Here is a 15,285-nt window from a genome sequence, read left to right as displayed (position 1 = left end):
GCGTGCGCGCCGAGTCCGGCCTCATAGAGGTCGGCGTCCTGGTCGCGCTGATCGAGTATGTCATTCTGACCCTGATCAGCATCCAGCAGTTCGCGGCGTTTATCACCGTCCTGCCGCGCGCGAAGGTGTCGCTCGACCGCGTCGGTGAGGTTCTCGCCACTGCGGAGCCGGTGTGGATTCCGGCCACCGGAGAAGGCGAGTCGGTCCGGCAAGACAGCTCCTCCGGCATCGAGATCGAGCAGCTGACGTTCCGTTATCCGGACGCAAGCCTCCCAGTCATCGACGAGCTGTCGCTGGCGGTCAGGACCGGTACGACATCGGCGATCATCGGCTCGACCGGCAGCGGCAAGACCACGCTGCTTCGGCTGCTAATCCGCGACTACGATCCCACTCGCGGGTCGATCCGCATCGATGGCAGGGATTTTCGGGATCTCACTCGCGAGGACTTCAACCGCCTGTTCACGATTGTCCCGCAGCAGACCTTCCTGTTCAGCGATTCGATCCGCGAGAACATCCGCGCGGGCAAGCCCGATGCCAGCGACGAGGAGATCTGGAGCGTGCTCGATGCCTGCCAGATCGGCGACTTCTTCCGCAGTTCGAAAGACAGGCTGGACACAGACATCGCCCAGAATGCCGTGAACCTCTCCGGCGGACAAAAGCAACGGATCGCCCTGGCGCGGGGCCTGATTCGCGACACCCGCTACTACCTCTTTGACGACTGCTTCTCGGCGCTCGACTTCGCCACCGAGCGCAAGGTCCGCCAAACCATCCAGGAGCGGCTGACGGGTAAGACCCTCATCATCGTTGCTCAACGCGTCGCGACCGTCCGACATGCGGCGGAGATCCTGGTCATGGATGAGGGGGCCATCGCCGGCCGCGGTAGCCACGAAGCGCTACTGGCGAGTTCGACGATCTACCAGGAGATCATCGTCTCCCAGGTTCGTGGGGAGGTCTCGTAATGGCAAACCGAGACCAGAAAGAAGGCGAGGCGCTGCCATCGATCGGTCGCGCATCCGGCGGTGCGGGCCGGGTCATGGGTATGCTCACCGACGAGCGGGCCGCAGACAGCAAGGCGACGCTGGCCAGGCTGCTGTCCATGATCAAGCTGTTCCGGATAGCCTTCATCGTGGCACTCGCCCTGACGCTGATCGGCACACTGTGCCAGGTTATCGCCCCGATACTGGTCGGCAGCATGATCACGACCATCGCGCGCACGCTTACCGACGGTATTGCCGTCGCTTGGGACGACATCTTGCACACCATGGTTATCCTGACGGTGTTGTATGTCGTTAACTTCGCGTCCACCTACGCAGCCAGTACAACGATGGTGCGGCTGACGCAGAAGATCGTGGCAATGCTGCGCACGGACATCGATGTGAAACTCAATCGCGTTCCGCTCAACTACTTCGATACCAGCGCCGCAGGGGACGTATCGAGCCTGCTCTCGAACGACCTGGACAACGTGTCGAATACGCTCCAGACCGGACTCACCTCTTCGATCGTTGCCGTGGTGATGATGCTAGGTGTATTCGTGATGATGCTCACGATCCATCCGGTGCTCACGCTCGTTGCGGTGGTGGTTGTGCCGCTCAGTTCGTGGGCGGTGAAGGCGCTGGTCGACCGGGCCAAGTCGATCTTCCGCCGGAATGCAGAAATCACCGGCGCCTTGAACGGAGAGATCGAGGAGGCATTCCAGGGCAAGGATGTCGTGCGCACCTATCATCTGCAGGACCGGCTGAAGCGGCAGATCAAGACGTTGAACGATGAGCTATACGAGACCGAATGGAAGTCCTCCTACGTGTCGTTCATGGCGCGCCCGGCCGGCGATCTGATGCTCAACATCGACTATGTCGTGGTGTCGGTTCTCGGCGGCTGGTACGTCATGAGCGGGGCCATCACGATCGGCAACTTCCAGGCATTCATCACCTACACGAGGATGTTCACGGGACCATTCCAACAGGTGCTCGGCATCGTCAACACGATTATGAGCGCGCTGGCTTCTGCCGAGCGTATCTATCGCTTTCTCGATGAGCCCGAGATCATCGAAACCGGCATGGCGACGCTCGATCCAAGCAAGATCAAGGGCGATATCGTTTTCGATAAGGTCGACTTCGCCTACGTGCCCGATCGCCCGCTGTTCGTCGACACCTCGTTCGCCGTCGAACAGGGTCAGCAGATCGCAGTCGTCGGGCCGACTGGCGCGGGCAAGACCACGCTCGTCAACCTGTTGATGCGCTTCTACGAGATTCAGGACGGCAGCATCCTGCTGGATGGCATTGACACCAAGACCTATGCGACCTCAGAATTGCGCAAGGCCTTCGCGATGGTGCTGCAGGACACCTGGCTATTCGAAGGTTCGATCCGTGACAACATCGCTTACGGCGCGCAGCTTCCGCCCGGCGGCACGCTCGCGGACGTGCCCGTGGCCGAGATCGAGTCCGCTGCGAAGTTGGCGCGCGCGAGCAGCTTCATCGAACACCTGCCTTGTGGTTACGAGACCAAGCTGACCGAAGGTGCCATCAACATCTCGCAGGGCCAACGCCAGCTGCTCACGATTGCCAGGGCGATCATCAAGCGTGCCCCGGTCATCATCCTCGACGAGGCCACGTCCTCGGTTGATACGCGCACCGAGGTGCTTATTCAGCACGGCATGAAGGTGCTGACTTCCAACCGGACGAGCTTCATCATCGCGCACCGGCTGTCGACCATCCGTGATGCCGACCGGATTCTGGTCATGGAGCGGGGCGCGATTGTCGAAAGCGGAACCCATGAGGCTCTGGTGCAAGGTAAGGGTTTGTATTCGCAGATGTTCCGGGCAGGCCAGGCGTTGTAATAGCTCCCGCTACGGAAAACAATCCTGATCGGCAAGGGTCGGGTTTTCAGGTCTCGATAATGGATGGTTGCCGATCGAAAACAGCCGTTGATCAGTCAGTTTGAGCAGGTGCAAAGGCTTGCGGAATCGAGCAAGCCTACGTCGAGGCAGCGTGTCCTTTCAAGATGCCGGTATGACTAGGTCAACGGCCTTTATAAAGCAGAATTGATTTACCGGAGAGCTCCGTGCAAATCCAGAGCTGCTGTAGAACTGGTAACTCTGGAGAGGGTGTTCTGGCTACCATCAGCGCTTGCCTGGCTCAATCGGCAATACTCCACCCATTAAGGCAGAACAACGTTATTATAGAGCAACTCGAAATATCCAAAAAGCAAACCACTAATCAGCCTCCTCAATTCCCGAGGCGATTACTTCGATGGAACTTACCAATATCAAGGCGGTTGCTGGAATCTCGATTGATCTGCCAAGCAATCCAAAAAATTAAGCATGGCATTTTCATAGTGTTGTCGAGTGATTTTTATCTTCTGAAAGCATTGTATTTGCTTGATTCGTAACCATTATCCTGAGGCTTCAAGATTCTGCAGTTGAGCGATAGGCTGCATAAAATACAGTATCGCAAAGATGCAGATTATGCCTTTTTCCACTTTATTTTTGTGCGTGAAATAACCCCCGCTGGGGGTAAAGCGCGCACCTTACAGCGCGCCGATTACGCCGGGCAGCAGTGCAATAAAGTCGGAGGTGCCGCTCACCCGGGAACGCGACGGAGTCCGTATGATTGAAAATATCGTGGCTGACCTGCCCAGTATCGATATGCTGCCGAAGGTGACCACCATGCAGGTGCTGCCCTCGCTCACCCTGTCGATCCTGCTGCTGTTCATCGGCAAGGGGCTTACGGTTCGGATCGCCACCTTGCGCCGCTACAGTATCCCCGAGCCAGTAGTGGGAGGCGTGCTGTGCGCGGCGGTGGTGTGCGCACTGTATTACGGCATGGGTATGAAGGTGCACTTTGAGCTCGGCGCGCGTGACATCTTCCTGTTGTACTTCTTCGCTGCACTGGGGCTGAACTCTAACATCGCCTCTCTGAAGAAGGGCGGCTGGAAGTTGGTGGTGCTGCTGGCGCTGGCGGGGTTCTACATTGTGTTCCAGAACCTGGTGGGCATGGGTCTGGCCGGCGCCTTCGGCATGGACCCGAAGGCTGGGCTGATGGTCGGCTCGATCTCGCTCACCGGCGGGATCGGCACCACCATCGCCTGGACGCCACACTTCGTGGAGGAGCTGGGCATTGTCAATGCCGGTGAGCTAGGGTTAGCCTCGAACATGGTCGGGATGATCGCTGCCTGCGTGGTGGGCGGCCCCATTGCTGGCTGGCTGATCAAACGCTATCCGGTGATGCCTTCAGTCGATGCAGAGCTTGAGGTCGGTACGCTGTACGGTGATGAATCGCGCTCGACCCTAGACTACACCGGCGTGCTGCTGGCGCTGTTCTGGCTCAACATCGCGCTGATGCTTGGCCAGGGTATCAGCTACCTGATCAGCGAGGCCGGGTTGCTGCTTCCGGAGTTCGTCGGCGCCCTGGTCGCTGGCATCCTGTTGCGCCTGCTCGGCGATCTGTTTGCGCCCAACGGCGGCCGGATGTGGAAGCTAGACACCATGCAGCCGGGCATTGCCCTGATCTCCGACATCAGCCTCGGCCTGTTTCTGGTGATGGCGCTGATGGGCCTGCAGCTCTGGGTGCTGGAGCCGCTACTGGGATTTATCTCGGTGGCGATGCTGGTGCAGATCACCCTGGTGGTGCTGTTCTCGATGTTCGTCGTGTTCAAGGCTATGGGCAGTGATTACGAGGCAGTGGTAGTCAGTTCGGCGTTCGGCGGCATTGCTCTGGGCTCCACGGCAACCGCGATGGCCAACATGACTGCGGTCACCCGCGAGTACGGTGCCGCGCCGCGTGCATTCGTGATCGTGCCACTGGTATGTGGATTCTTCATCGATATCGCCAACGCAGTGATCGTCGGCGTGATGGCGGGTTGAACAGGGTGATCAAAAACCGGAAGGCAACTGGTTCTCATCTCGCCATCCAACGGCTGACCCGGCAGATTGTGGTGCAGGAGCGCGCCATGCGCGTGAATTCAAAGTAACTTGGTCAAAATTAAATAAAGATCTGCTATTGCTCTTCAGTTTTCAGCACTATGAGAAAAAAACCTATGGAAGCAACGGGCGGTTTTCGCACTCAATCAGCGTGGTACAGATAGATAAGTCGCTCAATGTGGAATACTTCAAAGGTCGTGTAAACTACCCAAACAAACCAGACTGGTAACTGACTCTCATGACAAACGCTTTTCAGTGGCTAAAAAGTAACTGGAAACAGATTATGAACGTGGTATTTTTCATGATAGTAAGACATACACCGGCAAGATAACATTGAAAATAAAGAATTTTTTATCCTTTTTTACTATCGAAATTGGGAATGAAATCAGATCTCTTGGATGCGCTGCCGGCCAGCAAGAAATATTTTTATTTTTAATAATGTATATCGATTTAAATGATGAAAAAAAATACGACTGTTGAAAAAATAGCAGCGCCAGAGCTGATTACTTCAGGCTGGCTGAATACGCCTCAACCAATTACGCTGGCTTCTCTGCGTGGCAAGGTGGTGTTGATACATGCTTTCCAGATGTTATGCCCGGGATGTGTTCAACAAGGTATCCCGCAGACACAGCGGGTTTTTGATGAGTTTGACCCGGAGCGGGTAGCGGTGATTGGTCTGCATACGGTTTTTGAGCATCATGCAGTCATGGGGCGTGATGCGCTTGAGGTTTTTGCCTATGAGTACCGACTGCGTTTTCCGATCGGGATCGACAAGCCGAATGAACAACACTCCATTCCGCATACGATGATGACTTACCATATGCAGGGTACGCCGACTCTCATTTTGGTGGATAAAACCGGCCATCTGCGTTTGCATAAGTTTGGCCATGTCAATGATCTGTTGCTGGGAGTGTCGATTGGAACATTGCTGGCTGAGGAAATATCCGATGAGGCATTGTCTGCCGGATCGGCAAATTCAGCGGGAGAAAAACCCGGCGTGCAGCCGGGGTGCGATGATGAGGGATGTCAGGTCTGATGCGGGATCTTAAACGACTTCAGGTGGATTGATTGCTGAATCGTTACGGCTCTATGGACTTCTCAGCGCAGAGTTTACCGAAAGTTATTTTTCCAGTCGCGGATTGTCGCGAAAACACTAACCGGATTATCAAGTTGTCGACCGGCGTACTGGCTGGCACTTTGAATAATAGCTGGCTGATCGCAGCGCAGAAATGGATTGGTGGCCTTTTCGACAGCCAGGCTGGAGGGAAGTGTAGGGATGTTTTGCTCCCGTTTCTTTTCCACGACGCTTTCCAGCTTGATCAGCTCCAGATTGTCCGGATCGATTGTTCTGGCAAACCGGACATTGGTCAGCGTGTATTCATGGGCGCAATACACCAGGGTTTCATCAGGCAGTCTGGCCAGTTTTTGTAAAGAATCAAACATTTGTTGCGCACTGCCTTCAAATATTCGTCCGCAACCACAGGCAAACAGCGTATCTCCACAAAACAGACAATCCTGGCCATAATAGGCAATATGACCTGCGGTATGGCCGGGGATATCCAGTACATCAAGCTTTAGCGATAGCTCCGGGAAATTGAGCGTATCTCCTTGTGATAATGGATGGGTCAGTCCTGGTATTTTTTCATTGGCAGGGCCATAGACGGGGATCGCGAATTCTTGCATCAAGGAGGGAATTCCCCCTGTGTGATCGTGATGATGATGAGTACAGAGGATGGCAATTGGTTGCAATCTCTGTTGTCTTAACCAGACAAGCACTGGCGTCGCATCACCTGGATCTATGATGAGTGCGGAATGTTGATCATGCACGATCCAGATATAATTGTCTTTAAAGGCGCAGATGGGAAAAACGTTGATCATTTTTTCTCCTTGCAGTAAATGACAGGCGGATCCTTATCATAACGCATGAAAGTAGGTTCCCGGTTTTGCGGGTGGTATTCGACTAATCATTCTGACGATATGTTTGATTCTGCATTGCAGCAAAATATGCAACAGTGGTTTGAAACTGCATTGGGCCAGTACGTTCTGGAGCAGGAGCAGCGTTATTTTGATCGTGTTGTGGCGGATGTTTTCGGGTATAACGCAACTCAGATCGGTTTTGCCGGGTTTGATTTTATGCGGAACAACCGGATGCCTTTCAAGTTTGTACTTGGCATGGGGGAAAATGTATCAGCCAGCGCGTATCCTGGTTTTTTGCCGATCAGGAGCGGCAGTCTGGATCTGGTGCTGTTGCCGCATACACTTGAATTTAATTCGTACCCTCTTCAGATTTTGCATGAAGTGCATCGGGTATTGATTGATGAGGGCCGGGTGATCATCAGTGGATTCAATCCATTCAGCCTCTGGGGAATGCATCAGCGTATGGCAAGATCGGAAACTGATTTTCCATGGTGTGGCCGTTTTATTGCCTTGCCGCGTATACGGGACTGGCTGGATCTGCTGGATTTTGAAACTATTGGCGGCCAGTTTGGCTGTTATGTTCCACCTTGTACCAGGGAGAAATGGCTTTCCAGGCTGTATTTTATGGAGGCGGCCGGAGATCGCTGGTGGCCTGTTGCCGGTGGGGTGTATTTTTTGCAGGCGGTTAAGCGTGGATGTGGCATGCGTATTATCAAGCCTCGCTGGGAACATTCGTCTGCACGTAAAGGAAGAGCAGCAGCCGTTCCACAAATAGAACTCGGGCGGGATTGATGGTTTCGGGATCTGTACGTTAATACGGAAAGCGCGGCAAATGGGTGAATAACAAGGACAGGACAGACATGCAATCGGAAGGTAAGGTGAAACGGGTGGAAATTTTTACAGATGGCGCCTGCAAGGGTAACCCGGGCCCGGGAGGATGGGGGGTTTGTCTGCATTTCAATGGCGAAATACGAGAATTATTTGGAGGAGAGCCCGTTACCACGAACAATCGTATGGAACTGCTGGCCGCCATTCGTGCCTTGCAGGCACTGGAATCCATGCCGGATATTGGACAGCAGCCCTTGCAGGTGCGCTTGCATACGGATTCGCAATATGTACAGAAGGGGATTAGTGAGTGGATTCATGGCTGGAAGAAGCGTGGATGGCAAACTGCTGACAAAAAACCAGTCAAAAATGAAGCACTGTGGAGAGAGCTGGATGACTTGTCTCACCGTCACCAGGTTGAATGGTTCTGGGTGCGGGGGCATAACGGACATAAAGGTAACGAGCGTGCAGATAGGCTTGCTAATGATGGTGTGGCGTTGGCGTTTTCTGAAAAAGTAGATTGACTGGACAGATTATGCGATATGTATTTCTGGATACGGAAACAACTGGCCTGAACCCGGCGCTGGGGCACCGTATCGTCGAGATAGCTGCTGTAGAGGTATGTAATCGACGTTTGACTGGCCACCATTTTCATCGTTATCTTAATCCCGGGCGGGAAAGTGATGAAGGTGCTCTTCGGGTGCATGGCCTGACCCGTGATTTTTTGCGGGATAAACCTGTGTTCCAGGAGGTTTGCGACGAATTCTTGAAATTTATAGAAGATGCCGAAATTCTGATTCATAACGCGCCGTTTGACGTGGGCTTCATTAATCATGAACTCGATCAGATCAGATCTGAACCTTTGCAACAATACTGTCTGCAGGTGACTGATACGCTGCAGCTGGCAAAGGAGCTGCATCCGGGCAAAAGAAACAGTCTGGATGCGTTATGCGAACGTTATCAGATTGATAATTCCCACAGAACGCTGCATGGCGCTTTACTGGATGCCGAGCTGCTGGCCGAGGTTTATCTGGCGATGACACGTGGCCAGGAAAGCTTGCTGATAGAGCCGGAAGTATTGGAAGCAGGAAAACCCCGCGATTCAGAATTGCGTGTGGTGGAAAATCTCACATTGATTGTTCAGCCTGCTGGCAAGACAGAGTTAGAGTTGCATGACCAGTTGATGGAATATATCCATGCGGAAAGCAAGGGGAACTGCCTGTGGCGTAATTAAGATTATCAGTCATAAGAGATCGTTAGCGCGGGTCAATACAGCGATAACGATGCAGATAATTGTGCAGAGAGAGCCTTTCCATATTCATGAATACATTGATTATTGAAAGGGAAGAACTGGATTATTTCACGCCTATAGCGTTCGCAAGGACGAAGATTGATGAATTACCATCGCGGTGTACAAAATCCCTGTTATCGAGCATCACGTAGTGGCACGGCAATCCGGTGCCGCCATTACCGTTGCTAAGCATGTAATTTTGCACGCAGTGCCCGGGTTGCCAGTACCTTGCCAAAATCCCAGACTGCGGCGGGGCCGCGGTGTGCACTGGCTACGACATCGTTGACTGCTGAAACGATCCATTGAACATCAGATTCCGTCAGAATGAGTGGCGGAATGAATTTGACAATATTCATTCCGCGACCGGCCACCTGAGACAATATCTGATGTCGTCTGAATAACGGTACGGTTATCAGTTGCGAAAACAACCCTTTATTGGCGGCTTCAAGCATTTTCCATGACAGTTTTAATGACAGACTTTTTGTTGGCTCGGCAAATTCTAGTGCAATCATCATGCCCTTGCCACGCACTTCCTTGAGACACTCATATTGCTCTGTCAGCGGAGTCAGTGCATCCATGATGGCAGTGCCGGTATAGGCGGCATGTTCAATCAGATTTTCTGATTCCAGTACTTCCAGTGTGGCCAGACCGGCAGCCATTGCAAGATTGTTTTTGCCAAACGTGCTGCCATGAACGACAGCACGATCCATGCGATTAAAAACGCGATCAAAGATCCATTCCTTGCAGACCAGTGCGCCTACCGGCACGAATCCACCCGAGAGGGTCTTGGAGATACACACGATATCGGGTTCAACCGACCAATGTTCGACTGCCCACCATTTTCCGGTTCGTCCCAACCCGGTTTGTATTTCATCAACAATAAATACAACGCCATATTTGCGAGCGAGTGCTGCCGCTTCCGGCAGATAGTCATCATCCGGTATCCAGACGCCGTGCCCCTGAATTGGTTCGGTAATAAAGGCTGCAACATCTTCCTGGGCAAGTGCTTGCTCTAGTGCCTCAAGATCGTTGAACGGAATTTCAATGAAATCGGGCACTAATGGTCCGAACCCCTTTTTGTAATGATCATCTCCCGTGGCGGAGAGGGAGCCGAGACTCAGTCCGTGGTAGCAGCCGTGGCAAAAAATAACCTTGGATTTTCCAGTAGCGTAACGGCTGAATTTAATTGCCGCCTCGACCGTTTCAGTGCCCGAGTTAGCAAAAAAAACACGATTTAATCCATCTGGGGTCAGTTTTACCAGTTTTTCTGCCAATAGTCCGGACAGTAGCGACACATCGAGTTGGACAAGGTTGGGTAAATCTGCCTTTAGAGTGCTTTCAAGTGCTTCGATAATTTTCGGATGATTACGTCCCAATGCAAAAACGCCGAAGCCGCTCAATAAATCCAGGTAGCGATTATCCTGATCGTCAAATAAATAAGCACCCTGAGCTCTGACATAGTGGCGGTCAAAATCAATTGTTTTAAGCACTTTGACCATCTGGCTGTTCAGGTATTTATCATGCAGGGAAAAGTTTTCTCTGCTGCGATTCTGGATGAGATCTTGAATTTTCATGAATGGGGCTCCGGAGCGGGACGGATGCTGGTAAACAAGGATAAGAGTATAAAAATCAGCGATATTCTACATTAATCCAGGCCGGTTATATATTTGCCAACGGGGCTGCAATTTCAAGGGGCTGTATCAAGGGGCTGTATTGTGCCGCATTTGGAGTGGGGATAGGGAAGGCATTTATGACTCAGCACGGATCGGCGTTGTGACATTGACATTTCTGGTTGTCCTGTCTAAAATTTTGGACCGGAACTCGGTGGTCAATAAAAATAGTGAGCTCCCAGGTCGGCTGGACGGATTTTGATAACAAGCAACTTTCCTGGCAGGCAGAGGTAGATGTGCATATATTCTTTAAGGGTATGTTCATGCGCTGATTGCAAGTAAGAGTTACCTATATCAATAATATCGTCGGGCTGGTGAATGATATTTCGCTGAAATAAGGTATAAATACAAAGTAGAGGAAGATAATATGAAGATAACAAAGACAATGCTTGCTGGTTTTGCCTTGGGATCGTTGCTGGTAGCAGGTGCTGCACAAGCTGAGCACAATTTGAATGTGGTTATCAATGCTTACGATACCACTATCCCCGAGCTTAACGTGGAAGGTGTAACAGTAAAAAACATTCGTGCATTCAACGTGTTGAATGAGCCAGAAGCCTTGGTTGTCAAAAAAGGAGACAAGGTCAATATTGTAGTTGAGAACAAATCTCCGATCAGCGAAGGATTCTCGATTGATGCCTATGGTGTCAAAGAAGTACTAAAAGCCGGCGAAACCAAAACAATCAGTTTTACTGCTGACAAAGAGGGTGCTTTCAATGTTTATTGCCAGCTTCACCCACAAAACATTCACCTGCCTGGTTCCCTTAACGTCATAGAGTAAGTTTAGGAATCACAGTAGCTGGTAATAGAACAGGCTGGATTCAATCCGGCCTGTTTTTTGGGTGAACATCCCGCCTGAAATTAACCTGGTGTTGCCACATTACTGATATTTTTCCGTATTTCAGAAACTGATGTCTGATGACATCAGCCCCCTTTTTAAGTATCCAGTTGCACCTTGAGTGCGCTTCTTCCTCTAAGCCTGTTCAATATCTACTGAAGGGCGTATTGTGGTATTGAAATACAGGCATCAGAATGCTTTTCTGGTGTCGGTTGTCTCCAAGATATTTCCAATAACCCGCCAGGCTGTTGTTTGATAAATCACATAAAGGTTTTTTGTTAGAATGCCGGCTTGTGATGAACTATTTCTATGAGGTATTTGATGGTGGTTGAAAGGACTTTGTCCATAATTAAGCCCGATGCAGTAGCAAAGAATGTTATTGGGCAAATTTATGCAAGATTTGAAGCAGCTGGTTTGAAGGTTGTTGCCGCCCGTATGGCGCATTTATCGAGGATCGAAGCAGAAAACTTTTATGCTATTCACAGAGAAAGACCTTTTTTTAAAGATCTGGTTGAATTCATGATTTCCGGGCCGGTGATGATTCAGGTGCTGGAAGGAGAAAATGCAATTGCCAGAAATCGTGAATTGATGGGTGCTACCGATCCAAAAAAAGCGGGAAAAGGCACGATTCGCGCCGATTTTGCAGAAAGTATTGATGCCAACGCGGTGCATGGTTCGGATGCACCGGAAACTGCTGTCGTAGAAATAGCCTGTTTCTTTCCATCTCTGGAAGTATATTCACGCTGAAAATCTACAGATTTTCTGATCTGGGAGGTCGGATGCAATGATTAACTTGCTTGATTTCAATAAAACAGGGCTCATCCATTTTTGCGAAGAAATGGGTGAGAAACCTTATCGTGCGAGGCAATTGTTGCGCTGGGTGCATCAGTCCGGCAAGACAGAGTTCATGGAGATGAGTGACTTGGCAAAGACGTTTCGTCAGAAGTTGACGGAATGTGCGATTGTCCGTTTGCCCGAAATCGTCAGTGACCATACTGCAGGAGATGGTACGCGCAAATGGTTGTTAGCGACGGGAGCGGGAAATGCGGTGGAAATGGTTTTTATCCCGGAGCCCAATCGGGGAACACTCTGTGTTTCCAGTCAGGTTGGCTGCGCATTGGCATGCAGCTTTTGTTCTACCGGTCGGCAGGGTTTTAATCGCAACTTGAGTGTGGCAGAAATTATTGGCCAGTTATGGTGGGCTAACCGATTGCTCGAAACACAGGCTGACAAGTCATCTTCTCCGGATGCTGCACACATGCGGATGAATCATACGGAAACAAGACGCCCGGTTACAAATGTTGTCATGATGGGAATGGGAGAGCCACTGGCCAACTTTGAAAATGTGGTAACTGCGCTTGACCTGATGCTGAGTGATGATGCCTATGGCTTGTCACGCCGCCGGGTAACGGTGAGTACATCCGGCCTGGTTCCTGCGCTGGACAGACTGCGTGAGTGCTGCCCGGTGGCGCTCGCAGTTTCGTTACATGCGCCGAATGATGCTTTACGTGACCAGTTGGTGCCAATTAATAAAAAATATCCGATCAGGGATCTGCTGGCTGCCTGTGAACGCTACCTGCCGGCTGCACCGAGAGATTTTATTACGTTTGAATATGTTATGCTGAAAGGTGTGAATGACAGCGTAGAGCTGGCGCGCGAGTTGGTGCAAGTGATCAAAAATATCCCATGCAAACTTAACTTGATTCCATTTAATACCTTTGCAGGTTCCGGTTATGGACGATCGGGAGCTGATGCTATTGGCAATTTCCGGGATGTATTGATGCAAGCAGGAATTGTCACGACAGTACGCAGGACGCGCGGGGATGATATTGCAGCTGCTTGTGGCCAGCTGGCGGGGCAAGTGCAGGATAAAACGCGCAGGACGAGGATATGTGGATCTACTCAGGCTATGAATGCAGGGTGAAAGAGATTTGTAAATCCAGTGTTGCAAGGGATGATTGCAGGCAGTATGAGCAGGCTGATTAGAGCAGGCGCTATCGGGTTTCTGGTCTGGTTGGTGGGTTGTGAGCATGTACCGGTTCAGGAAAAACCAACGCCTGAAGAATTGAAACAGCGTGCATTGCAGAGTGCAAAGATTCATACTGAACTGGCGGGTCAGTATTATTATCGTGGCCAATATCGGGTAGCGATAGAAGAAGCCGGAATAGCGCTGCAGAAAAAATCTGATTATGCGCCCGCTTACAATATGCTTGGGCTGGTTTATATGGATTTACAAGAGGACGACCAGGCAGAGTGGAACTTCGAGCGTGGGCTTGGAATTACACCGGACGATCCTGATATACGTAATAATTTTGGCTGGTTCTTATGCCAAAGAAAGCCCGATAAAATGGAACAGGCTATTGGTCATTTTATGGCGGCTGTCCGTGATCCCTTGTATGAAACACCCGAGCGCACTTATACCAATGCAGGGTTGTGTGTTCTGAAACAAAATAATTTTGAACGAGCGCAAGGTTTCTTTCAGCAAGCTCTGGTGATTCGCCCTGGTTATGCCTTGGCGCAACTTGGGATGGTAGAGCTGGATTTCAGTCGGGGTGAGGTGAAGAAAGCCTGGTCGTCGATTATCCGGTATCTGCAAACATATTCTCCTACGTCGGGCAGTTTATGGTTGGCGGTTCGTATCGCACAAGCAAACGGTGATATCAATGCAGAAACCAATTATGCTTTTCAGTTACAGAAGCGTTTTCCTGATTCGAAGGAAGCCAGGGAATTGCGTGCAGGCAGATTGAATCATGAAAAAAAGTGAGATAGATAAAAAAGATATACTGGACAAGGGTCAGAACTTGGTGGCTGACAACAATATTGACACAATCCAGGAAAATTCTGATCAGACTGCATCATTTCAGCCTGAACATACAAAGACGACGTTGTCATTTCAAGCCGATACAGAAAGCACAGGCAGTGTGACAGTGCCCGATTTTGGACAAAGATTGCGTGCTGAAAGAATCAGGCGTGGCATGAATATCGGAGAAGTGGCACACCGGTTGCGTTTGTCTGAGCAACAGATAGAAGCAATTGAGGCACAGGATTTTTCCAAGCTCCCTGCTGCCGTATTTCTGCGGGGCTATGTACGCAACTATGCTAACTTATTGCAGCTCGATGATACGACTTTGCTCGTAGAGGCGATACCACAATCCAGACCGGCAGACAGCATTTTTACCAATAAGAGTCCATTGCAGCGTTTTAAAGCAATGGAACCTGTTTACCAGCCCGGGCGAGGTGGCCGGGGCGGATGGTTGCTGTATGTAGTGGTAATACTGGCGGCATTTGTGGCTTATGGGCTGTATCATGAAGAAATTCCGGAGCAGATGGCATCCTATATGTCGGATGAAGAGGATCAGGTTATCCAATCAGGTTCTAACAGCGGGAATGATCAGATGGCGGTAGATCTGGCGCTGCCGCTGTCACCAAGCACCTCGATGCCACCCATGGCACCGTCTGCGTCAGCGGGTGTCAGTTTGCCATCCACTGCCGTGATCTTGCCTAGTTTGCCGGCCCCGACTCCGGTTGCAGATGCAGCCAGGGCAGCAGATACTGGTAAAAAATCATTGCACTTTGTTTTTTCCAAGGATTCCTGGGTGAAAATCAAGGATACTAATGGCCAGGTTATCCTTGAAAAAATCAATTCACGAGGAACTGAGCAGACGCTGGAGGGAGAGCCACCCTTGTATCTCGTGATCGGCAATGCAGCCGGGGTCAGTCTTACCTATAACGGACGCAAGATCGATCTTGCACCCTATACCCGCGGCAATGATGATGTTGCACGCTTTTCACTTGAATAACCTGTATCAAATTTAGAGATCTGAGTGCTAGC

At 51.1% G+C, this 15,285-nt stretch carries 14 protein-coding genes and 1 pseudogene; 13 read left to right on the top strand and 2 right to left on the bottom strand.

From position 1 onward, the window contains the following. The first annotated feature begins 2 nt into the window (after positions 1–2). The 5 genes and pseudogenes from ABO04_RS06680 (at position 3) to ABO04_RS06665 (ending at position 5,951) form a co-directional block, all read left to right on the top strand. Positions 3–959, top strand: coding sequence for an ABC transporter ATP-binding protein (locus tag ABO04_RS06680; RefSeq protein WP_160809904.1), 957 nt, complete (start codon positions 3–5; stop codon positions 957–959). Next, positions 959–2,833 carry an ABC transporter ATP-binding protein gene (locus tag ABO04_RS06675; protein ID WP_160809903.1) on the top strand — a complete coding sequence of 625 codons (1,875 nt, stop codon included), beginning with the start codon at positions 959–961 and terminating at the stop codon, positions 2,831–2,833. Before ABO04_RS06680 ends, ABO04_RS06675 begins: the two co-directional genes overlap by 1 nt. Positions 2,834–3,013: 180 nt before the next feature. Continuing rightward, a pseudogene (locus ABO04_RS12085) lies at positions 3,014–3,212 on the top strand (IS3 family transposase); the annotation flags it as partial. A gap of 389 nt (positions 3,213–3,601) precedes the next feature. Then, on the top strand, positions 3,602–4,858 hold the full coding sequence (gene gltS, locus ABO04_RS06670; RefSeq protein WP_240141456.1) for a sodium/glutamate symporter: 1,257 nt from the start codon (positions 3,602–3,604) through the stop codon (positions 4,856–4,858). 511 nt (positions 4,859–5,369) lie between these two features. Beyond that, a complete protein-coding gene (locus ABO04_RS06665; protein WP_240141455.1) occupies positions 5,370–5,951 on the top strand; it encodes a redoxin domain-containing protein in 582 nt (193 codons plus the stop codon). A 74-nt stretch (positions 5,952–6,025) separates the two neighbouring features. On the opposite strand, the gene gloB is transcribed toward ABO04_RS06665, so the two are convergent. Next, positions 6,026–6,793 carry a hydroxyacylglutathione hydrolase gene (gloB, locus tag ABO04_RS06660; RefSeq protein WP_160809902.1) on the bottom strand — a complete coding sequence of 256 codons (768 nt, stop codon included), beginning with the start codon at positions 6,791–6,793 and terminating at the stop codon, positions 6,026–6,028. Between the two features lie 99 nt (positions 6,794–6,892). On the opposite strand from gloB, the gene ABO04_RS06655 reads away from it, so the two are divergent. The 3 genes from ABO04_RS06655 to dnaQ all read left to right on the top strand — a co-directional run bounded on the left by ABO04_RS06655 (position 6,893) and on the right by dnaQ (position 8,891). Continuing rightward, the gene (locus tag ABO04_RS06655; protein WP_240141454.1) at positions 6,893–7,624 is read left to right on the top strand and encodes a methyltransferase domain-containing protein; all 732 of its coding nucleotides are present in this window, start codon (positions 6,893–6,895) and stop codon (positions 7,622–7,624) included. Between the two features lie 68 nt (positions 7,625–7,692). Continuing rightward, positions 7,693–8,181, top strand: a complete 489-nt coding sequence (gene rnhA / locus ABO04_RS06650) for a ribonuclease HI (protein ID WP_164504295.1) — start codon at positions 7,693–7,695, stop codon at positions 8,179–8,181. Positions 8,182–8,192: 11 nt separating this feature from the next. Beyond that, entirely contained in the window at positions 8,193–8,891 is a 699-nt protein-coding gene (gene dnaQ, locus ABO04_RS06645) for a DNA polymerase III subunit epsilon (RefSeq protein WP_160809901.1), read from the top strand. A 242-nt stretch (positions 8,892–9,133) separates the two neighbouring features. Here the strand turns inward: dnaQ and ABO04_RS06640 are convergent, their stop codons facing one another. Then, entirely contained in the window at positions 9,134–10,522 is a 1,389-nt protein-coding gene (locus ABO04_RS06640; RefSeq protein ID WP_160809900.1) for an aspartate aminotransferase family protein, read from the bottom strand. 463 nt (positions 10,523–10,985) lie between these two features. On the opposite strand from ABO04_RS06640, the gene ABO04_RS06635 reads away from it, so the two are divergent. The 5 genes from ABO04_RS06635 to ABO04_RS06615 all read left to right on the top strand — a co-directional run bounded on the left by ABO04_RS06635 (position 10,986) and on the right by ABO04_RS06615 (position 15,253). After that, a complete protein-coding gene (locus tag ABO04_RS06635) occupies positions 10,986–11,396 on the top strand; it encodes a nitrosocyanin (protein WP_160809899.1) in 411 nt (136 codons plus the stop codon). A gap of 378 nt (positions 11,397–11,774) precedes the next feature. Further along, positions 11,775–12,200, top strand: a complete 426-nt coding sequence (gene ndk, locus ABO04_RS06630; RefSeq protein ID WP_160809975.1) for a nucleoside-diphosphate kinase — start codon at positions 11,775–11,777, stop codon at positions 12,198–12,200. A gap of 37 nt (positions 12,201–12,237) precedes the next feature. Next, positions 12,238–13,377 carry a 23S rRNA (adenine(2503)-C(2))-methyltransferase RlmN gene (gene rlmN / locus ABO04_RS06625; RefSeq protein WP_160809898.1) on the top strand — a complete coding sequence of 380 codons (1,140 nt, stop codon included), beginning with the start codon at positions 12,238–12,240 and terminating at the stop codon, positions 13,375–13,377. Between the two features lie 45 nt (positions 13,378–13,422). Continuing rightward, entirely contained in the window at positions 13,423–14,217 is a 795-nt protein-coding gene (pilW, locus tag ABO04_RS06620) for a type IV pilus biogenesis/stability protein PilW (protein WP_160809897.1), read from the top strand. After that, positions 14,204–15,253 carry a helix-turn-helix domain-containing protein gene (locus ABO04_RS06615; protein WP_160809896.1) on the top strand — a complete coding sequence of 350 codons (1,050 nt, stop codon included), beginning with the start codon at positions 14,204–14,206 and terminating at the stop codon, positions 15,251–15,253. The genes pilW and ABO04_RS06615 overlap by 14 nt, the downstream gene beginning before the upstream one ends. Positions 15,254–15,285: the final 32 nt, after the last annotated feature.

The sequence above is a fragment of the Nitrosomonas sp. HPC101 genome (assembly GCF_009833125.1).
Lineage (GTDB): Bacteria > Pseudomonadota > Gammaproteobacteria > Burkholderiales > Nitrosomonadaceae > Nitrosomonas.
Note: the sequence above shows the minus strand (reverse complement) of the source record. Positions and strands in the feature narration are given on the sequence as shown.